Source organism: Arthrobacter oryzae (assembly GCF_030812315.1).
Lineage (GTDB): Bacteria > Actinomycetota > Actinomycetes > Actinomycetales > Micrococcaceae > Arthrobacter > Arthrobacter oryzae_B.
In genome coordinates this window covers 109,138-134,087 of record NZ_JAUSSM010000002.1, presented here as the reverse complement: position 1 = coordinate 134,087, position 24,950 = coordinate 109,138, and the positions used below count along the sequence as shown (strand labels likewise).

Genomic DNA, 24,950 nt, shown 5'->3' with positions numbered 1-24,950 from the left:
ATTGCCGTGCTCAGAATCATCAGGACCCCGGGAACGGACTCTTCGAGTGGAAGGGTCTGGTGCAGCGGATCGTTCTGGTCACTTTCATGGCCTGGATCTTCGCTGTCGCATCCCGCCTGCGACACGTCCGCCGACGTGCAGGAAGCGGGAACTGCAGCTAGTGTCGTGGAATGGTGTCGGACGCTGTAGTGAGGGATACGAAGAGTATTTTGCGCGCCGAGATTCGCCTCCGTCGCAGCACCCGATCGGTGAGCGAGCGCGAGGCTGCTACAGCGGACCTGACGGAGAATCTGATCGCTCTGGTCCTTGGCCGTTCCCCCACTTTGGTGGGGTGCTACTTGTCGGCTGCGGATGAACCGAACACGCGGCCATTCCTGAGCTGGGCCGACGCAAATGGCGTGGACGTCCTCGTCCCCGTCAGCAGACCGGACGGGCTCCTGGACTGGGTACATGCCCGCGGAGGGACCGAACAACCTGGGCTCTTCGGTATCTCTGAAATCGTCGGTGATGCTGTGGCAGCCGGCGTGTTCCAGAGTGTTGACCTGCTGCTCATTCCCGCTGCCGCCGTCGACTCTTCGGGAATGAGGATGGGCTGGGGGCGTGGTTACTTTGACCGGGCTCTCGCGTCGTTGGAGGAACCGCCTCCGGTGTTCGCGGTTGTCTACGACGATGAGCTGCGTGAGTCGGTTCCGAACGAGAGCCACGACAGGCCCGTTGACGGGGTTGTCACCCCACGTCAGACCCGCCACTTCTGACCAGCTTTGCCTGGACGAACCCTCGCCGGCTTAGATGGCATCCGTGGGGGCGGCACGGTGATCGATATCAGCAGTGAGTCTGTCGATTCGGTCAAGTGCGGTGTTGAGACGCTCGACCGTCGCCCACAAGTCGGGATGCTGTTCCCGGATCTGTTCGAGGGTGGCACCCGCGGAGGTGAGCGCGGCGAGATCGAAACTGACGTTGGTGCGTGCCCCTGTCACCGCTGCCCTGAGGGCACCGAATGCGACGACGATGTCGGCAATGAGCGCCGGATTACCCCTTCTAGCAAGCCACTCCAGATCTCCAATGGCATCGATGCCCCGTTCGCCGAGCACGGCAGATGCCTTGGCAGCGTCCACTGATGCCCGGTGTACCGCGTCCTCGCGTTCCGGCCCCGGTTCCAGACGAAACGCTGCACCGAAAGCTTCGGATGCTGCAGCGTCGTCATCTGCTAGTTGAAGGGCGGCTTCCCGGAGGCAACCCGCCCTCGCATGAACATCAGCGAGTTCCGTGCGCAGGTGCTCCTCAGCTTCGGTGTATCCGGCAACCATCGACGTCAAGGATGCGGCAATGGCAAGCATTACTCCGGTCCCGGCGCCGCCGCCTGGCGAACCGGCGGACTCTGCCAAAGCCCGCGTCCAATCGTTAACCGTCGAGTTCCGGGTGGTAACCGCTTCAGAATCAGCCATGACACAAGTGTGCCCCTTAGCCGGTCCTAGAGGACATTTTGGAACAACGGATAGACAGAACGGTCTGTCTATCGCTAGTTTTGGGCTTGAGCCGTGCGGAGGGCGCGAATCTCATTTCGCACTGAAGAAGACCGGTGCACCTGTGACGGCGTAAAGGAACTGACTTGGATTCAATACATTTTGACAGGTTCCTCAAGGAAGCCGTGAGAACCGACCGGGAAACGGACGGCGGCCTGGGCGAGGATGAACTGTACGGGTTGTCCACCAGTTGGTGCGTCATCAACCGACTCCAGCCGGAATGCCCTAAAGTTCTCTGGGCCGCGCTCAGGGACGAGCGCATCGAACCGAAGAACAACGATCTGTCCATGACCGGCCCGGCCGCTACGGGTTATATCGTCTCCAGCGCGCCGAACGTCGTCTGATCCGCAGCAGGAGGGGCCGGCGTGTGCCAGCCCCTCCTGGGGAATCGTGTTCCTGCTGTAGCTATCGCCGCAGCACGTCATTCCGTGCCACATCCGCGATCCGCCCAGTAAATCTTTGTTGGATCCGACGGATGCAGATATGGACCTCCATTCCGGCCAAATGTCTCCTTTAAATTCGGCAATGGCGATACTGGATTCAGTCCGGAACATGAATGATAATCTTTCCCGCATGGCACAACGAGTAATAACCACACTTGAAGATGATCTCGACGGCACTGAAGCGAGCGAGACAATCACCTTCTCGCTCGACGGCGCCGAATATGAGATTGATCTCAATGAAACCAACGCGCGCGAACTCCGCACGGCAATGAGCAAATACACGTCTGTTTCACGCAAATCAGCCGCCCGCGGCAGGCTGGCACGCCGCGCGGGCACGGGCGGCGCAAAGGACACAAAAGCGATCCGCGCCTGGGCGATCGCGAACGGCATCCCCGTAAGCGCCCGCGGACGGGTCCAGGCTGACGTGATGGAGCGCTACTCAGCCGCCCACTAGGGCGGACACCCGGAGCGGGACGCAGTCCCTACGGCAACGGTAAAGACCTGAGATTGATCTCTATGAAAAACAGAATCGGGATCGGAAGCACGATTGCTTCCGGTCCCCATTTGTCTATTGATGAAGTCATTTTTTGATTCGGGCTGCTGACATTCTCCGCTCAAACACGGACGGAATGAACAGGCATAAACGTCCGCCCTGCCGGTGAATTCCACAAGTACGGGAACCTCGTGGCGGGCTTTATGCCGATTCTCGCCAGTTTACCCCGATGCGTTTTCGTCGTCGGTGGCTTCCGGATCCTCTTCCGGTTCGAACGTGTTCGCCTCAGTGCCGGCACCGAGCCCAACGCCGTCTCCGGAGACGGGAATCCCGTCACTTCGGTCAGGTGCCTTAGAACCCGGCAGCTTCTGGTTGGCGGCAGCGTCGTCTTCCGGGCGCTCCCTCTCAACCTGTTCTTCATCGTTCATATCGGCCTCCTGAATCCTGTCGTGGGATATTCACGCTAGCACCGGGGCAGGGGAACCGTAAGCCTGCTTCGAGTCAGCCATCTGCGGAGGATACGCCAGGGAAACGGCGCCTTACTGGTCAGCACAAACGAGCCAGATTCTGCTGGGGCAAGACGGAACCGTAGCGAAACGAATTCTTGGTGAAGTCTGACATAATTAGGCCCACTTCGGGGGCAGCCGAATTTTCTCCTGTCTAATCTGGGCTGGTGGAGTACTTTGAGTCGGAAGCGTTGATCAATGCACGCGCGTCGACAGTGTGGGAAATCATTACCGATACCGGAAACCTCACTGTCTGGGAGTCCGGTATCACCGCCATCGACGGCGAGCTGCGCAACGGCGGCACTATCCGAATCAAAACCACCGACGCCCGCGGGCGCAGCCTCCGGCTCCGTGTCCAGCAGATGCCGGGAGAGGTCATGACCTGGACCAGTAGCCTGCCGCTGGGGCTGTTCAAGCGGATACGCACGTTCACCCTCTCGCCACGGGCCGGCCTCACCCATCTGAAGGTCAAAGAAGAAGTCAGCGGTCTTCTGGCGGGGCTCCTCGGAAATACCCGGCCGGACACCGCCCGGACCCTGAACGATTACGTCCATGCGGTCACCAAACGCGCCGAGCTCCTTGACCGGAGCTCATAGCCCACCACCAGGCCCGGGTCCTCCCGGGACACCGCAAAATGACCTGCTGGCCGCGCCTTGGAACAGTACCCGCACCACCACATTCCGGATGGGGTCAGGGACCTCCCCACGCTCCTTGGTGAACGGGTCCCCTAGGCGGTGTGACTCAGGCAGCCGCCGGTTCGGCGCCCGGTTCCTTTGGCACGGAACCGGCACTGCGCACGCGGACGATTTCAAGATCGGCCATGTCCAACAGGCGCCGCCCGCCGGACAGCTCGTCCAGGATCCAGAACAGGCCATGCTCGGGGACCCGCTCTGTCACGCTCCCCCGGTGAACGAGGGAACCCTTGTACCGGGCTACGATGACGTCCCCGGCAGTGAGGTCGTAGCAGGTATCAACAACAGTCTCTTCACCCATGGTCATGAGTCGCATCCCTTCCGAAGTGTTCCGCTCTCTCAGAGTGCACGTTCAAGGTTGCTCCAAAGTTTCCGCCGCATGATTTTTTCGTGCTAATGCGCAGCGTTCCCTCAGCCCGTTCGGAGATGTGACATCCGGGAGGTCAGCCGGCCATGGGCCAACTCCACGCGGTCGGGGCCCAGGTTCAGTCTCCGACGGCTTCGCGGCCGCGGCGCACGATGAGCGGGTCGGGGTCGTAGACGACTGAGGTGTTCTTATCGTCATAGTCGAATTGATTGAGGAAGAATCGGATGGCGTTGATTCGCCCGCGTTTCTTGTCGTTGGACTTGATGGTGATCCACGGCGCGTGGTCGGTATCGGTGCGCAGGAACGTCTGTTCCTTGGCCTCCGTGTAAGCCTCCCACCGGTCCAGGGAGGCGAGGTCCACGGGCGACAGCTTCCAGCGCCGCACCGGGTCGATCTGGCGGATTGCAAACCGGGTGCGCTGTTCGTGGCGGGTCACCGAGAACCAGAACTTGTTCAGGTGGATTCCCGAGTCCACCAGCATCTTCTCAAAGACCGGCGCCTGCTCCATGAAAGTTTGGTACTCCCCGTCGGTGCAGAAACCCATGACCCGTTCCACGTTTCCCCGGTTGTACCAGGAACGGTCGAACATCACGATTTCACCTGCGGTGGGCAGGTGCTGGATGTAGCGCTGGAAGTACCACTGGCCCTGTTCGCGATCCGATGGCTTACTCAGTGCCACGGTCCGGGCCGAACGGGGATCCAGGTGTTCGGTGAATCGCTTGATCGTCCCGCCCTTGCCGGCGGCGTCGCGGCCCTCGAAAACGATCACGTTCTTGAGGCCGCGGTCCTGGCCCCAGTACTGGAACTTCAGGAGTTCGACCTGGAGTCGGTACTTCTCGAGCTCGTATTCCTCCCGGGACATCCGTTCCTCGTACGGGTAGTCCTCCCGCCAGGTCTCCACCGCCGAGCCGCCGGGGTCAATGAGTTCCGGGTCCTCGCCCTGCCCGCCCCTCACGGTGTAGCCCAACTCCACAAGACGGTCGATGGCGTGGCGGAGATTGTCCCTGACCCACCACTGATCCCCGGGCATCCACGGCCTGTGTGCCTGCGCCATCAGGGTCTCCTTCCGGCACCGCCATAGCGTCGACGGCAGTTTACAGGACGAACAGGGAGCCGAGAAGATTGCATGGAAGGCCCGCTTGGGCAGACGCCGGTCGAGAATCAGCTGAGGGCAAGGATCAGGTAGAGGCCCGCGAGGACCAGCGCGGTGGGCGTCATGATGAGGCGCTCCGGTTTGCTGCGGGAGATCCCGTTCATGATCACACCGAGGGCGAAATATGCGGTCAGCACCCACATTGAGACCGACGTGACAGTCTCGCTTACCAACGGAGGAACCATGCCTGCTTTGGCCATCGCCGCGTACCCGAACAGGGCATAAAGGATTATGGACACGGCACTGCCGACCCTCAGACCGGCCGGCAGCACCTCGTGCTGTCCGCCCCAAGCCAACCTCCCCAGAGACGCCCCGCCGATCAGTGCACCCTGAAAAACGGCAAGGCCGGCCAAAACCGTACACGCGGCCATTGCTGCGAACTGGTCAAGCATCCTAACCCCATCTTCCTGTCCCCCAGGGACCGCTGAAAAAATAGTGCACAACGCCGGAGGACCTTCATCGGTTAGAGGGGACAACGAGGACCGGTCGCTGCTGGCTGTGCATCAGGGACGCGGAAACGGATCCCTCGAGGAGTCTATCCACCCATGCCAATGATCCTGGCCGGCCAGCGCCAACAACCAGCAATGATGCGCTTGTGCTCTCTGCCAGTCGGCTGAGGGCCTTGGAGACATCGCCGTTCAGCACGCGGAAGGACCACGTCTCCCCCGGCTGCCCGAGAATGGCTTCCAGCTTCCGCTGTAGCTCCTGAGAGGGGAAGTCGGCCTCTTCGTTGATGATCGGTTCCAAGGAAAGGGCTGCCCGTTGGCCCTCTGGTTCCCATTCCGTCAGGTAACTGGCTGGATCCACAAAGGCACAGACAAGATGCGCTCCCAGGGCGTCCGCGAGCTCAGCTGCAGTGCGGACCACAAACGCGGAAAACTTCCACCCTACTCCGAGCACAACTGGCCCGTCCGGCCATCCTTCACCCGGCACGGACACGTTCGGTGGGCATGCCTAGTTCCCGGTGAGCTCCGCGTAGAGCGTCTGGACCCGGGCCTGGATGTCGTCCCGAACCAGGCGCATGCGCTCCATGCCTTCGATGCCGCGTTCGGACGGTTCGTCCGTTTCCCACACCTCAAACCGTGTGCCTTCGTGCGGTTCGAGCTTCGCTTCGGTGCCCAGGACGATGACTGCGTCCACGGCGTCCAGGACCTCAGCTGTGACAGGCTTCGGGTGTTCGCCGGTGATGTCGATGCCGAGTTCGGTCAGGGACTCCACGGCCTGTGGGTTGAGGGACTTGCCGGGTTTGGTCCCTGCGGAGTAGACCGTGACCGCCCCGCCTGCCAGTTGCTTCATCAAGCCTGCGGCGACTTGGGATTTTCCGCCGTTCTTGCTGCAGACGAAGAGCACTGCGGGGGTCTTCCGGGCGTCCGGTGTTTCCTGGGTCATGAGTGCGTTGTTTCCTTTGTTAGTGAGTCGACCAGGGCCTTGACCCGGTCGTGGATCTGGTCCCGGATTTCCCGGACCGTTTCGAGGGGCTGTTCCGCGGGGTCCGGAAGTTCCCAGTCCTCGTAGCGTTTACCGGGATAAATCGGGCAGGAATCACCGCAGCCCATCGTGATCACCACATCGGAGGCGCGCACGACATCATCGGTGAGGGGCTTGGGGTAGTTCCGGGACAGGTCCAGGCCCATCTCGGACATCACCGTCACGACTGCGGGATCGAGTTCGGCTTCGGGAAGGGAGCCGGCGGAGCGGACATGGATCCTGCCCTTGGCCTCGACGGCGAGAAGCGCGGCTGCCATCTGGGAACGTCCGGCGTTCTGCACGCAAACGAACAAGACCTCGGGCACCGCGGAGGCGACCGCTCCCTTGGATTTGGCCAGGGCGTTGAGCCGGTCGCTGGCGAAGTGTTCGGTGGTGGCGGCCAGGTAAGTGGTGATCTTCGCTGTCCTGGCCAGCGCCGTGTACGACTCGAAAACGTAGCGTTCGACGGTTTCGGCAGCGAAGACCCCGGCGAACCTGTCCGAGAGGCGCGCACTGATGCGGTGCAGTAGCTCGGTAGTGTCCTGCAGGCCCAGGCTGATTTCACGGTGTTCAGTCATACAGCACTCCAATGATGGGTTTACCGACGGATGGTGTTGTTCAGTTGCTGACGGAGCGCCCGTGGGACAGTCCGGTGCGGAAGCCGACCAGCACCGGGTCCGGAGCAGCGCAGCAGCCTGACTCAGCCGAGCCGGCCGCGTCCTCGACGGAGGCGGCGGGAACGTCGCAGCTGGTGCCGGCATCGGAGGAGCAGACTCCGGACTCGGGCAGTACGAGCCTGACGGTGTCCGCAGCCACCCGGTCTCCGGCCAGGGCTGCCGCCACGGAGCGGACCTGCTCGTAGCCGGTGGCCAGGAGGAAGGTCGGTGCCCGTCCGTAGGATTTCATGCCGACGATGTAGAAGTCCTTGTCCGGGTGGGCCAGCAGCTTCGCGCCGTGCGGCTGGACGGTGCCGCAGGAGTGGAATTCGGGGTCGATCAACGGGCCCAGCTCCCGGGGAGCTTCGACGGCCGGATCCAGTTCGAGGCGGAGTTCGCGCAGGATGCCCAGGTCCGGCCGGAACCCGGTGCAGGGAACTACGACGTCCGCATCCAGAGTCCGGCCGTCAACGGATTCAACGGTCACCTGCGAGTCGAGGGATTTCAGCGAGCTGATGCCAAAGCCCGTGTGCAGTTCGATGGTGCCGGCCTCGACTAGGCGGCGCAGGCGGGCGCCGAGCTGGCCGCGGGCGGGCAGCCCGTCGGCATCGCCGCCTCCGTAGACCTTCTCGGCGGACGCGCCGCGGACCGCCCACAGGATCCGGGTGTCCGGTTCTTCCTTTGCGAGATCGGCGAGGCTGATCAGAGTGTTGGCGGCGGAGTGGCCGGCGCCGACGACCAGGACACGGCGGCCGGCGAAGCCTGCGCGGTCGCGGCCGGTGACGTCCGGGAGCGGGGCGGAAATCCTGCCCGCCGCGGCGTCCTCGCCGATGGCGGCCAGGCCCGAGGTCCCGAGCGGGTTGCGGATGGACCAGGTGCCGGAGGCGTCAATGACCGCTGCCACGGTGTGGTCGCGGGTTTCTCCATCCTCGTGCTGGACCCGGACGACGAACGGTGTGGTGTCGCGGTTGCGGGTATGGGTCTTGTCCAGGCCGGCGCGGGTCACAGCGATGACACGGGCGCCGGTCTGCAACCGGGAAGCGATCTCGGGAAGGGCGGCCAGCGGTGTCAGGTATTGGTCGATGAGCTCCCCGCCGTAGGGAAGGGCTGTGGGCCGCGGCGATTCCCAGCCGGTGGTCTCGAGCAGGCGGACGGCGGCGGCATCGATGTTGAACCGCCATGGGGAGAAGAGCCGGATGTGGCGCCACTGCTCGATGGCGGCACCGGCAGACGGGCCGGCTTCGAAGATCAGCGGTTCCATGCCGCGCTCGAGCAGGTGGGCTGCGGCGGCCAGGCCCACGGGGCCGGCACCGATCACTGCCACGGGAAGGTTCTTCGTCGAATCCATGTCTGTCCTCGTTCTCATCCGTAAGTTTGTCGGGTAGTGCGGAAGGCGCCCAACTAGGTGGCAGTAAGTGCCGTTTTGAGGCTCATAACGACACCTGCTGCTACCTAGTTGGGCAGGAGCCGGGTGTTAGCAGCAGTCCTGATCGTTGTCGCAGCAACCGTCGTCGCAGCATCCGGTGTTCATTCAGCTCACCCCCTCTCCCGTCTTTGGGTCAGGCGTGGGTGGGTTCTTCCACCAGGGCGGTGGCGATGCTGTCGGCGTCGTCGAGGGCGGCCAGGTAGCGCTCTGCGTCGAGGGCGGCGGCGCAGCCGGTGCCGGCGGCGGTGATGGCCTGGCGGTAGCGGTGGTCCACGGCGTCTCCGCAGGCGAACACGCCGGTGAGGTTGGTGACCGTGGTGGGGGAATCCACCGTGATGTAGCCCTCGGCATCCAGCTCCACCTGGCCGGCCACCAGTTCGGTGCGCGGCACGTGCCCGATGGCCACGAAGATGCCGGTGGCTGCCTGTTCGCGGGTCTCGCCGGTGCGCGTGTCCTTGAGCGTGACGCCGGTGACCTTGCCGTCCCCGTGAATGGCGGTGATGGCGGAGTTCCAGGCGAAGCTGATCTTCGGGTTGTCCTTGGCCCGCTGGGCCATGATCCGGGAGGCCCGGAGTTCGTCCTTCCGGACGACGACGGTGACGGACCGCCCGAAGCGGGTCAGGAACGTGGCTTCCTCCATGGCGGAGTCCCCGCCGCCGACGACGATGATGTCCTGGTCGCGGAAGAAGAAGCCATCGCACGTGGCGCACCAGGACACGCCGTGGCCGCTGAACTTCTTCTCCTCCGGCAGGCCGAGTTCCTTGTACGCGGAGCCGGTGGCGAGGATGACCGCCGGCGCCTCGTGCGTGTCGCCGGCGCCGGTCACCACGCGCTTGAGGTGCCCGGTGAGGGTCACTTCGGTGACGTCGTCGAACACCACCTGCGCGCCGAACCGCTCCGCCTGCTGCTGCAGGCCGTCCATGAGTTCCGGTCCCTGGATACCGGCCGGGAAGCCGGGGAAGTTCTCCACCTCGGTGGTGTTCATCAACGCACCGCCCGCGGTCACGGACCCCGCGATGACAAGCGGTTTCAGACCTGCCCGGGCAGCGTAAATGGCCGCCGTATAGCCCGCAGGCCCGGACCCGATAATGATCAGCTGCTCGGTGCTCACGTTGTTTTGAGTGCTCACGACGTGTCTCCTCGTTTCGGGGCCGCGGTTACTTGGCGGCAGGGATGAGGGAAGCGATCAGGCCCTCGATGCGAGTCTTGATTTCATCGCGGATGGGGCGGACGGCGTCCACGCCTTGGCCTGCCGGGTCCTCCAGGACCCAGTCTTCGTAACGCTTGCCGGGGAAGTACGGGCACTCGTCGCCGCATCCCATGGTGATCACCACATCCGATTCTTTGACAGCCTCGGTAGTGAGGACTTTCGGAATTTCGGCGGACATGTCGATGCCCAGTTCGGCCATCGCGGTGACGGCGGCCGGATTCACCGTGTCGGCGGGCCGGGACCCGGCGGAGCGGACTTCGATCTCACCCTTGGCAAGGGTCGTCAGGAAGGCGGCGGCCATCTGGGAGCGGCCGGCGTTGTGGACGCAGACGAACAGGACGGAGGGCTTCTTGGCGGTTGCGGTGCTCACGGGGTTCTCCTGGAATCAGTTAGTGCGCAATACATTGATATTCATCGATACAGTGAGTATCGGGCCATAGATTGATGATTGTCAATATTGATCCGGCGCGTATCAGGCGGCCGACATGCGCGGCGCCAGGCCATTGATGCGCTGGGCGATGTCCTCGAAGGCGTTCTCGAAGGCTTCCTCGGTGCCCAGGCGCAGCGGATCCGGCACCGACCAATGGACACCACCCAAGCCCGCCAGCTCCTCATGGGCACTGTCGCACACGGTCACCACGAAGTCACCCTTCCCCGCCACCCGGTCCAGGTTGCGCGGAGGAAGGTCCAAGAGGGCAACGCCGTGACGGCGGGCGACGTCGATGGCGCCTTGGGCGATGCGTTCCGCCGGGTGCGTCCCCGCCGACGTCGACGGGATTTCGCTGACCTGTCTCCAGAGTGCCGTGGCCAGTTGGGACCGCGCACTGTTTCGCGTGCAGACGAAGAGGATGCGGCGCGCTCCGTGCTCAACCCCCGGCAGCAGGCCCTCCAGCGCCCCGGCAGCAAGCCGAATGTAGCTCCGGCGCCTGTCGGCTTCTGAGCGGTGGCGGATTGTCAGGCCGGCCTCTTCCAGTGCGCGCAGATGATGCGACACCAGATTCGACGGCATCCCCAGCTCTGCCTGCAGCTCTGTCGGAGAGAAGTCACCCATAGTCAGCAGGTCAACGATGCGCAGCCGCGCAGGGTCGGCAAGGGCGGCATGTTTTGCTACCCTCGCCTGAAATCCGATAACTGCCTCAGTATTCATTGATTCAATTTTGACTGAGGTAATTCTTTCGGTCAAGCTGTTGGCATGACTTCCAACCAGCCTCCACTGTGGCGTCGTGCCGTTGCTGAACTACTGGGCACCAGCCTGCTCGTGATGATCGTCGTGGGCTCCGGGATCGCTGCGCAGCAGCTCTCCCCCAATGACGTTGGCCTGCAACTGCTCCAGAACAGCACCGCGACCGTGCTGGGTTTGACGGTGCTGATCCTCGTGCTCGGCCCCGTGAGCGGAGCGCACTTCAATCCCGCGGTGACCCTCGCCGACTGGATCCTGGGCCGACGCAGCGGCAGCGGACTGACCCTGCCGGAGCTCGGCACCTATGCCATTGCGCAGACCGTGGGTGCGATCAGCGGCAGTGTGGCCGCAAACGCCATGTTTGAAGTGGGCACGTCCATCTCTGCCAAGGAGCGGGCAACCGCCGGACACCTGCTGGGTGAGGTTATTGCTACCGCCGGGCTCATCCTGCTGATCTTCGCCCTCGCCGCCACCAAGCGGAGCGCACTCGCCGCGCCGGCGGTGGGCGCCTACATCGGAGCCGCCTACTGGTTCACGTCCTCGACGTCGTTCGCAAACCCGGCCGTGACAGTCGGCCGCATCTTCAGTGACACCTTCGCCGGCATCGCTCCGGGGTCCGTTCCCGGCTTCGTGATCGCGCAGCTGATCGGCGCGGGAATAGGCCTTGGGCTCTTGCTCATCCTATTTCCCGCCGCCAACCGCACCGCGGACAACGTCGTTCTACCGCACACCGAGAGGGCCACGCCCTAGCATTCGCCCACACCTGCCTGCCGGCCGGCCGGCCGCGCCTCAGCCTCGGCGGGACCGGCGCCGGAGAGCGCGCCCCCTTGGCCTTGTCCTCCATACATTGATGATGATCAATATTGAGGCATAATGGGTACATGAACTTACTGCCCGTACTCGAGACAGCCACGGATGAAGCGTGCTGCGTCCCGGGAGGGCCGCCCGCCCTGAGCGCCGAGGACGCTAAGCAGAAAGCCTTGGTCTTCAAGGCACTGGCCGATCCGAACAGGCTGCGGCTTCTCTCGATCGTCAAGGCCGAGGCCTCCGGCGAATCCTGCGTATGCGACCTTACCGGGCCGCTGGACCTGGGCCAGCCCACGGTCTCCCACCACCTCAAGATCCTGGTTGATGCCGGCCTGCTGCACCGGGAAAAGCGCGGAACCTGGGCCTATTACTCCCTGGTACCCGGGGCCCTTGAACAGACGGCCGGGCTCCTGGCCACCCTGTGACCGTGCAGAACTCAGTCCGAGGGAGCACCATCAGTTGCTTCCGCGGCTTGCGGCATAGGGTTCTACTGCCCGGGAAGCTCCACTTGTAGCTGCTCCAGAATGGTCCGGGCGGTCTGTTCATCCCCCAGGATCCGGAAGTGCCCGGTTGCCTGGAGCCGGATATTCGTGGCTCCGGGCAGAATGCTGCCTTCGGGGATATGCGGGTCATAGACGCCGTAGATGGACGTGATCCGGTGATTGATGGCTTCTTCCCGTGCCATTTGCACAGTCAGTGCGTTTCGGGGTGAAAAGACGCGGAGGCTGGGGATGAGCAGGTAGCGGGCATAGCGCGATCCGGAGAAGGGCGTGCAGACGGCGATCATGCGATCGATGAGTCCGTCCGGATCCAAGGCAAGCATGATGTATTTGCCTATGAGGCCGCCCTTGCTGTGGGCGACGATCACAGTGTCCGTCAGCCGGGCGGCTGCGATGTGGTCAGCCACGAGCCGGGCAGCGACGGGCACGTCCAGCCGGTTCCTCTGCAGAAGGGTCACGACGTGGACGGGGTGCCCGGCGCGGTGCAGGGCTGTAATCAGGGGCAGCATAAACTGCCAGTTCTCGTAAACGCCCGGAATCACGACGACGGGAGTGCGGTCACCGCTGTGGAAGGCATCGGCGGGAGTGCGGGACACCGCGCCCCGGACCTGCCACCCGGCCGCATAGGCGTAGTCCCGGATCCACCAGACCGCCCTCCGGAACGCTCCGTTCATGCGGGTGCTTCCAGCGGGTTGCCCGGGGTGCGCGCAAAGTCTTGGATGGCTTCCGCGACTCTTCCGGCGCCGGCGTGTTGAACGACATGACCGCAACCGGGGATCTCATGGAATTCACCGTCACCGGCTCGCTGCTCGAGCAGGCGGCACCAGTCCCGGGATGCCACCGGATCCCGGGATCCCCGCAGGATAAGAACCGGCGTTGCCACCTCGGCGATAGATTCCTCGGTGCGGTAGGACATCATCACGGGTAATTCGGTCAGGTACCAGCGTGGCCCGCAGCGGAAATAGTCGGTGAGGACTAGGAAGTTCGAGGCCGCGGTCTCGAAGAAGAGGCAGTCAAGAGTCAGGTCAAGGGCCTGGCGGGCCACCGTACGGCGTTTCTCGTCGACCACCGGCCCCATCAGAACGAGCTGTGTGAACCGGCCCGGTTGTTGCCGTGCGGCCTCCACGGCGAACTGAACTCCCATCGAATGCCCAATGAGGACGCACGGCCCAACGCCTGCCTGGTCCAGGGCCGCCAGGACAAAGCCTGCGTAGTCCGCGACGGTCAGCTGACGGCCCGGGTTCGGTGTTCCGCCGAACCCGGGAAGATCCAGTGAATACGTATCTGCCGATTCGGCCAGGAGCCTGTGCAGCCGGTTCAGGTAGCGGTGGGATACGCCTATCCCGTGGACGAGGACCATTGGCGGCCCCGAGCGTTCCACGCCGGGACGGCGCGAGGCATACAGTCGCCCCACCAGGTCCCCAAGGCGGACGTCGGAAATGAAGGCGTCACCGACTTGGGTGGTTGTCAATTTGATGCTCCCTCGAGTGGCGCGCTGCATGGACCGAATCATTGGACGCCCGAAAATACCTGAGGATAGGGCCCTCCCCCGGCGGCGGCCCGCTTCCTGTCCTGAAAGCGGCCCGCCACAAGTCGTGGGGCATGGGCTGCCCGCCCCAGTTCCTTTTCGAACCGGTTACTTCTTGGTTTGCTTGGGACTCTTTGCCGGCGTGGGATTCTTATCCTGTTTGGGAGCGCTGGTTCCCTTCGGATTGTTCGCTTCCTTGAGTTCGACTTCCGCGGTGGCCTGAATCAGTGCCAGCAGGTCCGGGTCAAGACCCGGCGCGAACTCTTCGCGTCGTTCCGGAGAGATCGTCATGGGGAAGCCTTCGGGCATTACATCCGTGCTCAGCTCGGTACCGTCGTTCGATGGCGAGGCACCGCGGTACAGCTTGCCGGCTTCGCTGAGATTGTCGGCGCTGAAGGTGTACTGGATGCTCTGCAGGCCTTTATCCAGTAGCTTCTTTACTTCCGGGAACTGCTCGGCATTGGTCTTCGGGATCGGCAGCACCTTGCCCCAGTTCATGCCAAGGCTTTCCAGGGCCTTGGCGAAGGCGTTCTCATGCGCCTGGTCCCGGACGATGAGATACGCGATCGTGGAGCGGGCGGTCTTGTTTTCCGTCATCTCGTAGATCCGGCATTTCTGCAGCCGGCCGGTGGATTCAAGCATCAGGTTGTAGAGCAGGTCCAGGACCAGGTTGCCGCTGTTGTACACGTAGGAACCGCTCCACGGGTTGCCGGCGGCATCCACGGGCAGGGCGCCCTGGGCACCGACGAGGTAGTGATGGATGTTGCTGGTGTCCAGGGCGATTTTCAGCGGCGTGGCCCCCTTGGCTCCGGGCTCGTCCAGCGGGTCGGTCTTCTTGCCCTGATACCGCGGGGATCCGTCCAGCAGTTGGGAGATGGTCGTTCCGATGAGCTCAACATGGCTGATCTCCTCGGTACCGACGCCCTGAAGCAGATCCTTGTAAGGTTTTGCAGCTGCGTCCCCGCGGAAGTTCATGCTCTGGAACAGATACTGCATCATGGTGCGCATCTCACCGAATTGCCCGCCCAGGCCTTCCTGCAGGGCGTTGGCTGCCGCAGGATCCGGCTCGTCGGCGGCAATTTCGTTGATCAGAAGCTGTGTGTGTAGGTACATCGTTGTTTCCTCACGGTTCGATCTGCTGCTGTGCTGGGCTCGGTAGCCCGTGGGTCAGGGCTGCCCTTCGGCGCCCGGGGGTGGTTTCGGTTTGGGTGGCAGGTCCGTGTCTTGCCCGCCGGGCGACGGCGGCGCCCGGCACGCTGCGCCCGGCGAACCTTGGGCTTGGGCCGCGACTAAGGGGGTCCCGAATGTTGACGGCGGCCGCGGGATGGGCCGCATCATGCGGTCAGACTTCGTTCCTGCGATCACGTCGTCTCCCGGTTCGGTCTTCTGCGCTGGTTCTGGTGTTGTCTTTATGCCATCCAGTCCACCGCTACCATAAGCATACTTAGTATTTTTGGCAAGGATCCCGATGCGATCCAGCCGAAGGATCCCAAGGCTGCCTACATCGCTCCAACGCCGCTCGATGCATCCGTGCAACACTGGGTGCATGGATTTGGAGGTGTCGCCAGCGCTCACCATTCCGGCGTCGGAACTCAGCTGGAGGTTCTCGCGCTCATCCGGACCGGGCGGTCAGCACGTGAACACCTCGGACAGCCGTGTTGAACTCTCGTGGAACGTCGCCGACTCGGCTGCGGTCTCCGACGAACAGCGGACGATGTTGGTTAGCCGCCTCGGACGACGCCTCATAGCCGGAGTAATCACCGTGACCGCCTCCGAGCGTCGATCCCAGCTCCGGAACCGCGAGATTGCCCTGGTCAAACTCGCCGAAATCGTCATCGAGGGCCTTGCTCCCGAGGCGGCACACCGCCGACCGACCAAGCCCACCCGGGGCTCGAAGCGGCGACACCTCGTGACAAAACAACAGCGCTCCGCAACTAAGCGGCAACGGCAGCGGCCGGCCGCGGAGTAGCGGCATCGGCGAAGCACCCCAATCACGGGTCAGGCGTACGACGGCGGGGACTTCCCGGCGTCGTACGCTTTTGCGTGCTGTGGTTGGGGGCGCAGCGGATGCCTCGCGGTGTGGGCGCTTCAGATGCCCTCGGCCTGGCCGGCGGTTTCCGGGCCCCGACCCCACCGGTTGCGCGATTGCTTCCGAGCGAACACAGTCCGAAGTTGCTGCCGCCATGTCATCGTGCTGCTCCGGCTGACCACGATCACGGAGCACAGGCCGGTGAGCAGGACGATTGTTCCGCCGGCCGCCACCGACCAGCGCGGACCGAATTCAGTGCCGATCCATCCCGTCAGGGGCGCCCCGAGAGCGGTCCCGCCCTGTAGGACGGCCAGGTACAGTGCCAACACACGGCCCCTGAATTCTGGGTGCACCGTGAGCTGGATACTTGTGTTGCAGCTGTTCAGGAAGGTGATCGAGGCAAGGCCGACCGGCACCAGGACGGCTGCGTAGAGCCAGAAAGACGGGGACACGCTGCCAACGAGGGTAAAGAAGCCTAAGCCGAGGGCTCCGCCGAGCAGGAATCGCAGCCGGGGGCCGGAACGGCGGGCCGCCAGCAACGCACCGGCCAGCGTGCCTACGGCCATGATGGAGCCAAGCAACCCGAACTCCCCCGGTCCCATCCCGAATTCCGCGGTGGACATCAGCGCATTAGTGATAGGGAAATTCATGCCGAATGCCCCAAGGATTCCAACCATAACGAGGATCAGCACCAGATCCGGGCGCCGTCTGACGTACCCCAAGCCCTCGGCAACCTGATGCTTGCCACGGGTCGCGGACGCTGTCGGGAACAGCCCCGAAGGGCGGATGCGCCACAGGGACAGGAGGACGGCGGCGAAGCTGGCAGCGTTGAGCAGCAACACCGGTCCGGTGCCGATCCAGGCGATGAGCACTCCGGCGATGGCGGGTCCGGTGAGCCGGGCAGTGTTGAAGGATGCAGAGTTGAGTGCCACGGCATTGGAAATGTTTTCCTGCCCGACCAGTTCGGAGACAAAGGCCTGGCGCGCCGGTCCGTCGATGGCGCTGGCTACCCCAAGGCACAGTGCCGCCACATAGACCTGCCACAACTGCGCCGAGCCGGTCAGCACCAAGAGCCCGACCAGCAATCCGCAGAGGCCCATGGCCGACTGCGTCCAAAGTAGGATGATGCGTTTGTGGTAGCGGTCCGCGAGCACTCCCGCATAGGGGCCAAGCAGCAGCATCGGCAGGAACTGCAGCCCCGTCGTGATGCCGACCGCCGTACCGGAATGGTCGGTCAACACCGTCAGCACCAGCCAGTCCTGCGCCACCCGCTGCATCCACGTGCCGATGTTGGATACCAGCGCACCACCGGCCCATCAGCGGTAGTTGTGGTTCCCCAGCGCCCGGAATGTGGCGCTCATTTGGCGCTCAGCTCCTGCATGATGTGTGCGGCGCGGCTGAGCGTCAGACGGTCCCCTTCACTGAGTACGGCGACCCGCTGTGCTAGCCAGGCCGTCCGCTGGCTGCGGGCCTCGTTCAGGACTTCCTCACCGGCCGGGGTGATCCAGACGAGAATCTGGCGGCCGTCGTCGGGGTGCGCTGACCGCGACACAAAGCCTTGGTCGGTCAACGCGTTAACTATCCGGGTCATCGACGGCGCCTGGACGTGCTCCCGCTCGGCCAGTTCGCGCAGGGTTTGGGAGCCCGCACGAAGATGCGCCAGGACCGTGTACTGTCCTGGCGTAATCACATCGCCGGTTGCCTCGATGCGTAGCCGGCGGGATGTCCGCATAACGGCAGTCCGGAGCTCAATCGCCAATATGTCCGGCCGGATGCCATCCGCTGGGTGGCCAGCGTCCCCTGTGCTGGTGGTCATTGTGCCTCCTGGCCTTTACGGCAAGATAGTTAGCGACGCTAATTAGCAGTGCTAAGTAATATCATAGCGCCTTTGTTCCCAGCCGGCCGGATGCGAGGGACCCGCTAAATCGCGCTGTTCGCGCACATCCACAAAAAGCCCGGATTGCGGGAAAATACAAACATCAACCACAGCGCCACCCCCGTCTTGGCCGCGGTGACACTACTCCGAGGAGACGAAAGATGACGGCCTTCACGAATACCCAGGATTCTGCTGACCGAGCCTCGGTGATCAGCGCAATTCTTGCTGGCCGGCTGAGTGAACTGGCCAGGGACCTGCAGCATGATCAGGACACCGAAGCGGTCCTGACGGACGTGGTCCGTGCGGTTCTGGAACTGGTCCCCGGCGCGGTGGATGCTTCGATCAGCCTGGTTACTGGCCGCCGGACCGTTGAGTCGCGGGCAGCGTCAGGTGAGCTCCCCAGGAAGGCCGACGAACTCCAAAGCGAAATGCGCCAGGGGCCCTGCCTTGATGCTGCGTATGAACAGCGCGTTGTACGGGTACCGGACCTCAGCAATGAGGTACGTTGGCCGGCGTTCGCCCGGGCAGCGTACGACATCGGTGCCCGCAGCATGCTGTGCATCCAGCTCTTCGTGAACGGTGACAACCTGGGCGCCCTGAACCTGTATGGCGCTGATGTAAATCCCTTTGATGAGGATTCAGAACAGACGGCCCTTCTTATTGGCGCCCACGCCGCGGTAGCGCTGTCAGACGCACGCGAAATCGATCAATTGACGGAGGCCTTGGGAACCAGGGACTTGATCGGGCAGGCCAAGGGCATCCTGATGGAAAGGTTCAAGATCACCCATCAGCAGGCTTTCGTCATCCTCACCCGGGCAAGCTCGGAGTCAAACATCAAACTTAGGGACGTGGCCGCGCACTTGACGCACAGTGGGGAAGTCATCACCACTCGCAAGAAGTGAAGCGCGGGGTTTGACCGCCCCCCTCCTAGTAGGCTGATGCTCACGCGAGAGGACAGGAGGCTGAGGTGGCTGAGACGACACTGGCCGGGATGACGGTGACCGAGGTGATGGCTGAGCTGGCCGCGCTCGAGGACCCGAGGATACGCGAGGTGAACGGGAAGCACGGTGACGATCACGGTGTGAACCTCAGCAAACTGCGCGAGCTCGGGAAGCGGCTGAAGACGCAGCAGGAACTCGCGCGCCAACTCTGGGAGACGGAAGACACCGCCGGGAGACTGCTGGCGCTCCTGATTTGCCGCCCGAAGGGGTTCGAGCGTGAGCAATTGGACGTTATGTTGCGCTCAGTACGCACTCCCAAGGTGCACGACTGGCTCGTGAACTACGTGGTGAAGAAGAGCGCGCACTCCGAAGAGCTGCGTCTGGCCTGGTCCGCCGATCCGGATCCAGTGGTCGCGAGCGCCGGCTGGGCGCTGACTACCGAACGCGTGGCGAAGACGCCCGGGGGCCTCGACCTCGCAGGACTGCTCGACGTCATCGAGGCAGAGATGAAGGACGCCCCGGATCGCCTGCAGTGGGCGATGAACCACTGCCTGGCCCAGATCGGGATCGAGCATGCCGGGCACCGTGCCCGTGCCATCGGAATCGGTGAGTGCCTGGAAGTGCTCAAGGACTACCCGACTCCCCCGAACTGCACGTCTCCGTTCGCGCCCATCTGGATCAACGAGATGGTGCGCCGACAAGCACGATAAGTACGAACGGCCACGCAAACGCCTGGCTGGGCAGCCCCAGCCGCGCGTTCGGTCGGTCGCTATCTCTCGATTCACGTTATCTGCAGCGGGTTTCCCACCCTGCAAACATCAGCTTTCAGGTCGGGACTGTGACGCCTCGGAACCATGATGGTTCGAACTGGCGTATATCGGCTTGCCGGCCGCGCTGGCGTCCGCGGCATGAGACTATACTGTTGGCCGCTCGGTGCTCTCTTTGGTGGCAAGGATGAATTTCTGGTGGCCGTGATCCTCCACCGCCGCACGTACGGTGGGGCGCATGACGGAGTCTGACAACTGTTTGCGCAGCCAGATGGGATCACGGCGGAAGTCCCGGGTCAGGGCTTCAGTGCCGGCCCTACAGGGTCATTGGTGCGACGGAAGCAATGGAGCATGACGTCGCCAGCCTCTGGACCCCGCAACCCCTAGGCAGGCTTGGCGTAGGTGGCCGCACTCATGATTTCGTAGCCAACAAACGTCTCATCACCTTCTACCCAGGCATCATGCCCGGCGGGAATTGCATAGGCGTCCCCGGCACGAACCGTGGCACGCGTTCCGTCTTCCATCTCCACTGTTAACGTTCCGCCGGTGCAGAATCCCAGATGGTTGTTCTGGCAGCTCTCGGTATGAACCACGGTCTTGACGGTTTCGGACCATCGCCAGCCAGGCTCAAAAGTGAACCTGCCCAACGTGGTGTCACCGAGGGTGACCACGTCAACCTCAGTCTTCGGCGGTCGGCGCTTTTCATCGGGTTCATTGAATGACTTCGACTCAAGGGTCTTGACAGTCATTGCGGGCATTTTGCCCTCCTCAGTGTGGCGTGAGTTCACTGGTCATCCGGAGGCTCGATCAGGGTCCCCGGGAAAGAGTTCGGCAGGCACGGGCTGTGCCCGTTCAGCGCCTGCCCAACATCCAACTGGCGATATCAGCGTGCTCTCAGCGGTAGGCGGTGTCAATATGCGGACGCCACTCCCCCGACCGTCATCCGGGCTGGGCCCCGTCGCTGTCGCCTGCGGTAAGCCGGCGATAAACTGGCAACAGCTTGATCTCCAGACACCGCCGGCGCGGAGTCCGTACCGGCGGTGCTGCCGAAAATTGCTGACGGGCCGGAGGGCCGGGGTTGGAGTGTCATGAACGGGAACCGTGCCGTCATCGTGGGCGCCGGCGCCGCCGGATTGTCCGTTGCGCTGTCGCTCGTGGACCGCGGCGTTCAACCTTTGATCCTGGACCGGGCCGAAAACGTCGCCTCGTCGTGGCGGGGCCGCTATGACAGGTTGCGCCTCAACACAAGCCGTCCGTTCTCTCACCTTCCGGGAAGGCGGTTCGCGAAGGGTACTCCCATGTTCCCAACGCGCGACCAATTGGTCGGGTATCTTGAGCAGCACTCGCAGAATCAGGACGTGAAACTGCGGCTAGGGGTAGGGGCCGACCGCATCGAGCCTGGCTCCAAAGGATGGGTGATCCGGACGTCCACCGGTGAAGGGATCGAAGCCGAGCAGGTTGTTGTCGCCACCGGATACGAGAACAAGGCCGTTATCCCTGACTGGCCGGGCCGCGACAGCTTTGCAGGTACGATTCTCCACTCGGCTGACTACCGGAATCCCTCCGCGTATAAGGACAAGGCGGTTCTGGTGGTGGGGCCTGGCTGTTCCGGCATGGAGATCGCCTACGACCTCGCAACGGGAGGGGCCGCCAAAGTGTGGCTCGCGGTTCGGACCCCGCCCAACATCCTGCTGAGAACAAGTCCCGGACCTATCCCCAGCGATATCATCGGCGTGGCTTTGCTGAAGTTTCCGCTCAAGTTGGCAGACACAGTGACCCGTTATGGCCAGCGCTCTGATTTTGGCGACCTCAGCGAGTACGGGCTGCCCTTCCCCGACGACGGTGTATTCGCACGCATCGCGCGCAACGGCGGGGAACCGACCATTATCGACAGGGAGGTAATAGAGGCGATCAAGGCAAGGCGTTTTGAGGTAGTCGGTGCCGTGCGATCGTTGGCCGGCTCAGCGGTCCTGCTTGATCGCGGTATGCAAGTGGAGCCCGACGCTGTCATCTGCGCCACCGGTTACCGCCGCAACCTTGAGCCGTTGGTGGGGCATCTCGACGTCCTCGACGTCCGCGGAGTACCGAAGGTGCGGGGCGAGAAGGCTGCTGCCGAAGGACTGCGTTTCGTTGGTTTCGTGCCGCGGCCCGGAGCCCTCGGCTACATCGCCAAGGAAGCGAAGCTGGCGGCAAAGGCGATCGCACGCGAACTGCAGAAGGCTGAAGCCCCCGTCAACGGATAGGACAGCGGGTGGTACCGTTCCGCATGCATGACGCAGCAGCATTGGCCGTTGGATTCAACGAACGCATCAACGCGCGAGACCTGACGGGGCTGGCGCGGCCCCGCTCTTGAGGGACCTGCGCTGTGGACTGCTATTGCCGCCCGGGAGGAACTGACTGAATGGCGCGTCTATGAGGACACCCCTGAAGAGCGACGCCGCCTGGGCATCGACGATGACTGGTTCAGTCACGCAACCGGGCGTTCCTGACATCGGCACGGTTCGGGGTAGCGTCCCCGAGTGCTACGTGGTGTCCTGTAAGCGCCACGTCAAGGAAGTTTGTCAGTTTGACCTGACATTAGGCCCTTTTGCGGGTTAGTATTGCTGAGATGCGGCTCACATCTGCCGCGAAACCCTGACAAAGGAGTCCCTGATGGCTACTGCCCACGTGCAAAGCGGAACGTCCAGACCGGCCTCGCTCCCGGCCCTGACTGACGGACCTCACCGCAAGCGACTTGGCCTCGTTGCCCTGACTGCCACGTTCGGCGGTCTCCTGTTCGGCTACGACACCGGCGTCATCAACGGCGCGCTCCGCCCGATGACCGCCGAACTCGCCCTTACCCCACTCACCGAGGGGGTCGTCACAAGCTCCCTGCTCTTCGGCGCCGCAGCGGGCGCCGTGGGAGGCGGCAGGCTTTCCGACACCTGGGGCCGTCGAAAGACAATCATCCTCCTGGCGGTCCTGTTCCTCGCGGGCGCCCTGGCCTGCGTGGTCGCCCCGAGCTACGAAGTCATGGTGGTCGGCCGCGTCATCCTCGGCCTCGCCGTCGGCGGCGCCTCCTCGGTGGTCCCGGTGTACCTCGCCGAGCTCGCCCCCTACGAGATCCGAGGCTCGCTCGCGGGCCGCAACGAGCTCATGATCGTCATAGGCCAGCTCGCGGCTTTCGTCGTCAACGCGATCATCGGCAACGTCTGGGGCGAACTTCCCGGTGTCTGGCGCATCATGCTCGCGGTCGCGGCGCTGCCCGCCATTGCCCTGTTCTTTGGCATGCTGCGGATGCCCGAGTCTCCGCGCTGGCTCATCTCACAGGGACGCGCCCAGGAAGCGCTGGAGGTTCTCTCCACAATCCGGTCGCCCGAGCGCGCCGCCGCGGAGATGGCCGACGTCAAGCACCTCGCCGAAGAGGAAGAGCAGATGAACCTTTCCGGCTGGGGCGCGCTGAAGAACAAGTGGATCCTGCGCATCCTCCTTGTCGGGATCGGCCTGGGCGTCGCGCAGCAGCTCACCGGCATCAACTCGATCATGTACTACGGCCAGTCCGTGCTCATCGAGGCAGGCTTCGACTCAGGCGCAGCACTCATCGCCAACATCGCCCCCGGCGTCATCGCCGTCGTCGGCGGCGTCATCGGGCTCTCGCTGATGCAGCGCATGAACCGCCGCACCACCCTCATTACCGGCTTCATCCTGACCACGATGTGCCACTTCCTCATCGGCATCGCCTCGATCGTTCTGCCGGTCGGCGACCCGGCACGGCCGTTCGTGATCCTCTTCCTGGTGGTCGCCTTCGTGGGCTCGATGCAGACATTCCTCAACATCGCCGTGTGGGTGATGCTCTCGGAGATCTTCCCGCTTCACATCCGCGGCTTCGCAATCGGCATCTCCATCTTCTGCCTGTGGATTGCCAATGCCTTCCTCGGCTTGTTCTTCCCGACTCTGGTGGCCGCGGTCGGCATCACCGGGACATTCTTCCTGTTCGGCATCGTCGGCATCCTGGCACTAATCTTCATCTACACCCAGGTCCCCGAAACCCGCGGACGGACCCTCGAGGCGCTGGAGGAAGACGTCACAACCGGCGCCATCTACATCGTCCACAAGAAATAGGCCAGAACGTCACGCGGGTAGGACGGCGGGCGGCGATATTATGTGCCAGTGGCTGACACCGTTTCGAAGGGCGACGTCCTGGCTTTTCGTCTGGGCGCCCATCATCTCACCGAACGGTTGGGCGAAGGCGGTCTGCTCGACGCGGCCGGCCGGTGCGGGGTTCAGAACAGCCCGCCCGGGTCGGCGGTGCTTGCCCTGCACGCCAGGGTGCGAGACCTCACGCAGGAACAGGTGGCCGACGCAGTCGCTGAGGACAGGAGCCTGCTGCAGACCTGGTGCATGCGCGGCTCGCCGTTCTACTTCCCAACATCGGACGCACCGGTATTCACCACCGGCGTGCTCCCGCCGACCGAGGAGGCGATGCGCCACTTCATTGTCGGCGCGGAGCAGGCGTTGGACAAACTCGGCATGAGCCTGACGGATGCGGTCGAGCTGACCGGCGACGAGATCCGTGACGTGCTGTCCGGACGCAGGCTCGCCATCAACGAGTTGGGCGCGGAGATCGCCACGCGGATTGCCCGCAGGCTGCCGAAGCGACAGCGCGACGTCTGGGAGCAACATGGCCCCTACGCCCCGGGACAACCGCTCGGTGAGGGCGTCGTACATTTCTGCGTCCGGATCCTCACCCTGCAGCGCGTGGTCTGCTTCGCGCCGCGCGCCGGGAACAAAGCACCGTTCGTGCTGGTGGACGAGTGGCTTGGTCATCCGATTCCGGACATCGATCCGGACCTCGCACGTGCCGAACTGCTCCGCCGCTACCTGCGCTGCTACGGACCGTCGACACGCAGGGACTTCGCCGCCTGGGCCGGGATCGTTCCAGGCGACACCGACCCTTGGTGGAGCTTGGTCGTGGACGAGCTAACGCAGGTCGATTTCGGCGGCACGTCATGGGTCCTTGCCGAGGATCTCGACGCGCTGCGGGCGGCACCGACGCCGACGGGTGTGCGCCTGCTCCCGCCACGCGACCCATATACCCAAATGCGCGACCGCGAAACGATCGTCGACAAGAAATACCACCGGGAAGTGTGGAAGACGGTCGGCGAACCGGGCACTGTGCTCGCAGCCGGCAAAATCACCGGCACGTGGCGACCACGCAAGAGCGGCCGGAAGCTGACCATCGCCATCAGGACGTTCCGAACGCTGCCAGCTCAGGACAGGAAGTCGCTACGGGGTGAGGCCGAGCAGGTCGCGCCGCTGCGAGGCGCCTCGTCCGTGCACGTGGAGTTCGACACCTACTGACATTTCTCTTCATTTGTGCCGATCGCGCCGTCGTGTGCGGGCACTA

The 24,950-nt window shown here is 63.7% G+C and carries 30 protein-coding genes; 12 read left to right on the top strand and 18 right to left on the bottom strand.

Annotated elements, in window-relative coordinates:
* The first annotated feature begins 170 nt into the window (after positions 1 to 170).
* Positions 171 to 755, top strand: coding sequence for a 5-formyltetrahydrofolate cyclo-ligase (locus J2S97_RS04000; protein WP_307046828.1), 585 nt, complete (start codon positions 171 to 173; stop codon positions 753 to 755).
* A 30-nt stretch (positions 756 to 785) separates the two neighbouring features.
* Here J2S97_RS04000 and J2S97_RS03995 read toward each other — a convergent pair whose 3' ends face one another.
* A complete protein-coding gene (locus J2S97_RS03995) occupies positions 786 to 1,445 on the bottom strand; it encodes a cyclodeaminase/cyclohydrolase family protein (RefSeq protein WP_307046826.1) in 660 nt (219 codons plus the stop codon).
* A 164-nt stretch (positions 1,446 to 1,609) separates the two neighbouring features.
* Between J2S97_RS03995 and J2S97_RS03990 the strand changes: the two genes are divergently transcribed.
* Together J2S97_RS03990 and J2S97_RS03985 are read left to right on the top strand one after the other, a co-directional pair.
* Positions 1,610 to 1,867, top strand: a complete 258-nt coding sequence (locus J2S97_RS03990) for a hypothetical protein (RefSeq protein WP_307046824.1) — start codon at positions 1,610 to 1,612, stop codon at positions 1,865 to 1,867.
* 208 nt (positions 1,868 to 2,075) lie between these two features.
* Positions 2,076 to 2,420 (top strand): histone-like nucleoid-structuring protein Lsr2, encoded by a 345-nt coding sequence (locus J2S97_RS03985; protein ID WP_307046822.1) that lies wholly within the window; start codon positions 2,076 to 2,078, stop codon positions 2,418 to 2,420.
* Positions 2,421 to 2,680: 260 nt separating this feature from the next.
* On the opposite strand, the gene J2S97_RS03980 is transcribed toward J2S97_RS03985, so the two are convergent.
* Positions 2,681 to 2,887 (bottom strand): hypothetical protein, encoded by a 207-nt coding sequence (locus J2S97_RS03980; protein WP_307046820.1) that lies wholly within the window; start codon positions 2,885 to 2,887, stop codon positions 2,681 to 2,683.
* 245 nt (positions 2,888 to 3,132) lie between these two features.
* Between J2S97_RS03980 and J2S97_RS03975 the strand changes: the two genes are divergently transcribed.
* On the top strand, positions 3,133 to 3,561 hold the full coding sequence (locus J2S97_RS03975) for an SRPBCC family protein (RefSeq protein WP_307046818.1): 429 nt from the start codon (positions 3,133 to 3,135) through the stop codon (positions 3,559 to 3,561).
* A gap of 145 nt (positions 3,562 to 3,706) precedes the next feature.
* On the opposite strand, the gene J2S97_RS03970 is transcribed toward J2S97_RS03975, so the two are convergent.
* From J2S97_RS03970 to J2S97_RS03925, 10 genes are all read right to left on the bottom strand, one after another.
* On the bottom strand, positions 3,707 to 3,964 hold the full coding sequence (locus tag J2S97_RS03970) for a hypothetical protein (RefSeq protein WP_307046816.1): 258 nt from the start codon (positions 3,962 to 3,964) through the stop codon (positions 3,707 to 3,709).
* A gap of 178 nt (positions 3,965 to 4,142) precedes the next feature.
* Positions 4,143 to 5,078, bottom strand: a complete 936-nt coding sequence (gene ppk2 / locus J2S97_RS03965; protein WP_307046814.1) for a polyphosphate kinase 2 — start codon at positions 5,076 to 5,078, stop codon at positions 4,143 to 4,145.
* A gap of 107 nt (positions 5,079 to 5,185) precedes the next feature.
* Entirely contained in the window at positions 5,186 to 5,416 is a 231-nt protein-coding gene (locus J2S97_RS03960) for a hypothetical protein (protein ID WP_307046812.1), read from the bottom strand.
* Between the two features lie 217 nt (positions 5,417 to 5,633).
* A complete protein-coding gene (locus J2S97_RS03955) occupies positions 5,634 to 6,077 on the bottom strand; it encodes a universal stress protein (RefSeq protein ID WP_307047740.1) in 444 nt (147 codons plus the stop codon).
* 54 nt (positions 6,078 to 6,131) lie between these two features.
* Positions 6,132 to 6,566: an arsenate-mycothiol transferase ArsC gene (locus J2S97_RS03950; protein WP_307046809.1), complete on the bottom strand. Its 435-nt coding sequence runs from the start codon at positions 6,564 to 6,566 to the stop codon at positions 6,132 to 6,134.
* Positions 6,563 to 7,222 carry an arsenate reductase ArsC gene (locus J2S97_RS03945; protein WP_307046807.1) on the bottom strand — a complete coding sequence of 220 codons (660 nt, stop codon included), beginning with the start codon at positions 7,220 to 7,222 and terminating at the stop codon, positions 6,563 to 6,565. Before J2S97_RS03945 ends, J2S97_RS03950 begins: the two co-directional genes overlap by 4 nt.
* A 40-nt stretch (positions 7,223 to 7,262) precedes the next feature.
* Positions 7,263 to 8,648, bottom strand: coding sequence for an FAD-dependent oxidoreductase (locus J2S97_RS03940; protein ID WP_307046805.1), 1,386 nt, complete (start codon positions 8,646 to 8,648; stop codon positions 7,263 to 7,265).
* A 211-nt stretch (positions 8,649 to 8,859) separates the two neighbouring features.
* On the bottom strand, positions 8,860 to 9,837 hold the full coding sequence (gene trxB, locus J2S97_RS03935) for a thioredoxin-disulfide reductase (RefSeq protein ID WP_307047738.1): 978 nt from the start codon (positions 9,835 to 9,837) through the stop codon (positions 8,860 to 8,862).
* Positions 9,838 to 9,883: 46 nt separating this feature from the next.
* Complete coding sequence (locus J2S97_RS03930) at positions 9,884 to 10,306, bottom strand: arsenate reductase ArsC (RefSeq protein WP_307046802.1); 423 nt, start codon at positions 10,304 to 10,306, stop codon at positions 9,884 to 9,886.
* Positions 10,307 to 10,408: 102 nt separating this feature from the next.
* The gene (locus tag J2S97_RS03925) at positions 10,409 to 11,083 is read right to left on the bottom strand and encodes an arsenate reductase/protein-tyrosine-phosphatase family protein (RefSeq protein WP_307046800.1); all 675 of its coding nucleotides are present in this window, start codon (positions 11,081 to 11,083) and stop codon (positions 10,409 to 10,411) included.
* Between the two features lie 45 nt (positions 11,084 to 11,128).
* Here J2S97_RS03925 and J2S97_RS03920 point away from each other — a divergent pair, with 45 nt between their 5' ends.
* Both J2S97_RS03920 and J2S97_RS03915 read left to right on the top strand, forming a co-directional pair.
* Entirely contained in the window at positions 11,129 to 11,866 is a 738-nt protein-coding gene (locus J2S97_RS03920) for an aquaporin (protein ID WP_307046798.1), read from the top strand.
* Positions 11,867 to 11,997: 131 nt separating this feature from the next.
* Positions 11,998 to 12,348 (top strand): ArsR/SmtB family transcription factor, encoded by a 351-nt coding sequence (locus J2S97_RS03915; protein WP_307046796.1) that lies wholly within the window; start codon positions 11,998 to 12,000, stop codon positions 12,346 to 12,348.
* Between the two features lie 62 nt (positions 12,349 to 12,410).
* Here the strand turns inward: J2S97_RS03915 and J2S97_RS03910 are convergent, their stop codons facing one another.
* The 3 genes from J2S97_RS03910 to J2S97_RS03900 form a co-directional block, all read right to left on the bottom strand.
* A complete protein-coding gene (locus J2S97_RS03910; protein WP_307046794.1) occupies positions 12,411 to 13,097 on the bottom strand; it encodes an esterase/lipase family protein in 687 nt (228 codons plus the stop codon).
* On the bottom strand, positions 13,094 to 13,894 hold the full coding sequence (locus J2S97_RS03905; protein ID WP_307046792.1) for an alpha/beta fold hydrolase: 801 nt from the start codon (positions 13,892 to 13,894) through the stop codon (positions 13,094 to 13,096). Before J2S97_RS03905 ends, J2S97_RS03910 begins: the two co-directional genes overlap by 4 nt.
* Before the next feature lie 165 nt (positions 13,895 to 14,059).
* The gene (locus tag J2S97_RS03900; RefSeq protein WP_307046790.1) at positions 14,060 to 15,064 is read right to left on the bottom strand and encodes a manganese catalase family protein; all 1,005 of its coding nucleotides are present in this window, start codon (positions 15,062 to 15,064) and stop codon (positions 14,060 to 14,062) included.
* Between the two features lie 433 nt (positions 15,065 to 15,497).
* Here J2S97_RS03900 and arfB point away from each other — a divergent pair, with 433 nt between their 5' ends.
* Positions 15,498 to 15,920, top strand: a complete 423-nt coding sequence (gene arfB, locus J2S97_RS03895; RefSeq protein ID WP_307046787.1) for an alternative ribosome rescue aminoacyl-tRNA hydrolase ArfB — start codon at positions 15,498 to 15,500, stop codon at positions 15,918 to 15,920.
* Positions 15,921 to 16,039: 119 nt separating this feature from the next.
* On the opposite strand, the gene J2S97_RS03890 is transcribed toward arfB, so the two are convergent.
* Complete coding sequence (locus tag J2S97_RS03890; RefSeq protein WP_307047736.1) at positions 16,040 to 17,281, bottom strand: MFS transporter; 1,242 nt, start codon at positions 17,279 to 17,281, stop codon at positions 16,040 to 16,042.
* A 56-nt stretch (positions 17,282 to 17,337) separates the two neighbouring features.
* A complete protein-coding gene (locus tag J2S97_RS03885) occupies positions 17,338 to 17,796 on the bottom strand; it encodes a MarR family winged helix-turn-helix transcriptional regulator (RefSeq protein ID WP_307046785.1) in 459 nt (152 codons plus the stop codon).
* A 221-nt stretch (positions 17,797 to 18,017) separates the two neighbouring features.
* Here J2S97_RS03885 and J2S97_RS03880 point away from each other — a divergent pair, with 221 nt between their 5' ends.
* Both J2S97_RS03880 and J2S97_RS03875 read left to right on the top strand, forming a co-directional pair.
* Positions 18,018 to 18,758, top strand: a complete 741-nt coding sequence (locus tag J2S97_RS03880) for a GAF and ANTAR domain-containing protein (RefSeq protein WP_307046783.1) — start codon at positions 18,018 to 18,020, stop codon at positions 18,756 to 18,758.
* A gap of 89 nt (positions 18,759 to 18,847) precedes the next feature.
* Positions 18,848 to 19,507, top strand: coding sequence for a DNA alkylation repair protein (locus tag J2S97_RS03875; RefSeq protein WP_307047734.1), 660 nt, complete (start codon positions 18,848 to 18,850; stop codon positions 19,505 to 19,507).
* A gap of 440 nt (positions 19,508 to 19,947) precedes the next feature.
* On the opposite strand, the gene J2S97_RS03870 is transcribed toward J2S97_RS03875, so the two are convergent.
* Positions 19,948 to 20,322 carry a cupin domain-containing protein gene (locus J2S97_RS03870; protein ID WP_307046781.1) on the bottom strand — a complete coding sequence of 125 codons (375 nt, stop codon included), beginning with the start codon at positions 20,320 to 20,322 and terminating at the stop codon, positions 19,948 to 19,950.
* A gap of 330 nt (positions 20,323 to 20,652) precedes the next feature.
* Here J2S97_RS03870 and J2S97_RS03865 point away from each other — a divergent pair, with 330 nt between their 5' ends.
* From J2S97_RS03865 to J2S97_RS03855, 3 genes are all read left to right on the top strand, one after another.
* The gene (locus J2S97_RS03865) at positions 20,653 to 21,807 is read left to right on the top strand and encodes a flavin-containing monooxygenase (RefSeq protein WP_307046779.1); all 1,155 of its coding nucleotides are present in this window, start codon (positions 20,653 to 20,655) and stop codon (positions 21,805 to 21,807) included.
* A 409-nt stretch (positions 21,808 to 22,216) separates the two neighbouring features.
* Positions 22,217 to 23,665, top strand: a complete 1,449-nt coding sequence (locus J2S97_RS03860) for a sugar porter family MFS transporter (RefSeq protein WP_307046777.1) — start codon at positions 22,217 to 22,219, stop codon at positions 23,663 to 23,665.
* A 48-nt stretch (positions 23,666 to 23,713) separates the two neighbouring features.
* A complete protein-coding gene (locus J2S97_RS03855; protein WP_307046775.1) occupies positions 23,714 to 24,904 on the top strand; it encodes a winged helix DNA-binding domain-containing protein in 1,191 nt (396 codons plus the stop codon).
* Positions 24,905 to 24,950: the final 46 nt, after the last annotated feature.

Excerpts from the sequence above, each read along its gene's own strand:
- J2S97_RS04000 (WP_307046828.1), top strand. The coding sequence starts at position 171 with ATGGTGTCGGACGCTGTAGTGAGGGATACGAAGAGTATTTTGCGCGCC.
- J2S97_RS03995 (WP_307046826.1), bottom strand. The coding sequence starts at position 1,445 with ATGGCTGATTCTGAAGCGGTTACCACCCGGAACTCGACGGTTAACGAT.
- J2S97_RS03985 (WP_307046822.1), top strand. The coding sequence starts at position 2,076 with ATGAATGATAATCTTTCCCGCATGGCACAACGAGTAATAACCACACTT.
- J2S97_RS03980 (WP_307046820.1), bottom strand. The coding sequence starts at position 2,887 with ATGAACGATGAAGAACAGGTTGAGAGGGAGCGCCCGGAAGACGACGCT.
- J2S97_RS03970 (WP_307046816.1), bottom strand. The coding sequence starts at position 3,964 with ATGACCATGGGTGAAGAGACTGTTGTTGATACCTGCTACGACCTCACT.
- ppk2 (WP_307046814.1), bottom strand. The coding sequence starts at position 5,078 with ATGGCGCAGGCACACAGGCCGTGGATGCCCGGGGATCAGTGGTGGGTC.
- J2S97_RS03950 (WP_307046809.1), bottom strand. The coding sequence starts at position 6,566 with ATGACCCAGGAAACACCGGACGCCCGGAAGACCCCCGCAGTGCTCTTC.
- J2S97_RS03945 (WP_307046807.1), bottom strand. The coding sequence starts at position 7,222 with ATGACTGAACACCGTGAAATCAGCCTGGGCCTGCAGGACACTACCGAG.
- J2S97_RS03940 (WP_307046805.1), bottom strand. The coding sequence starts at position 8,648 with ATGGATTCGACGAAGAACCTTCCCGTGGCAGTGATCGGTGCCGGCCCC.
- J2S97_RS03925 (WP_307046800.1), bottom strand. The coding sequence starts at position 11,083 with ATGAATACTGAGGCAGTTATCGGATTTCAGGCGAGGGTAGCAAAACAT.
- J2S97_RS03920 (WP_307046798.1), top strand. The coding sequence starts at position 11,129 with ATGACTTCCAACCAGCCTCCACTGTGGCGTCGTGCCGTTGCTGAACTA.
- J2S97_RS03915 (WP_307046796.1), top strand. The coding sequence starts at position 11,998 with ATGAACTTACTGCCCGTACTCGAGACAGCCACGGATGAAGCGTGCTGC.
- J2S97_RS03910 (WP_307046794.1), bottom strand. The coding sequence starts at position 13,097 with ATGAACGGAGCGTTCCGGAGGGCGGTCTGGTGGATCCGGGACTACGCC.
- J2S97_RS03900 (WP_307046790.1), bottom strand. The coding sequence starts at position 15,064 with ATGTACCTACACACACAGCTTCTGATCAACGAAATTGCCGCCGACGAG.
- arfB (WP_307046787.1), top strand. The coding sequence starts at position 15,498 with ATGGATTTGGAGGTGTCGCCAGCGCTCACCATTCCGGCGTCGGAACTC.
- J2S97_RS03885 (WP_307046785.1), bottom strand. The coding sequence starts at position 17,796 with ATGACCACCAGCACAGGGGACGCTGGCCACCCAGCGGATGGCATCCGG.
- J2S97_RS03880 (WP_307046783.1), top strand. The coding sequence starts at position 18,018 with ATGACGGCCTTCACGAATACCCAGGATTCTGCTGACCGAGCCTCGGTG.
- J2S97_RS03875 (WP_307047734.1), top strand. The coding sequence starts at position 18,848 with ATGACGGTGACCGAGGTGATGGCTGAGCTGGCCGCGCTCGAGGACCCG.
- J2S97_RS03870 (WP_307046781.1), bottom strand. The coding sequence starts at position 20,322 with ATGCCCGCAATGACTGTCAAGACCCTTGAGTCGAAGTCATTCAATGAA.
- J2S97_RS03865 (WP_307046779.1), top strand. The coding sequence starts at position 20,653 with ATGAACGGGAACCGTGCCGTCATCGTGGGCGCCGGCGCCGCCGGATTG.
- J2S97_RS03860 (WP_307046777.1), top strand. The coding sequence starts at position 22,217 with ATGGCTACTGCCCACGTGCAAAGCGGAACGTCCAGACCGGCCTCGCTC.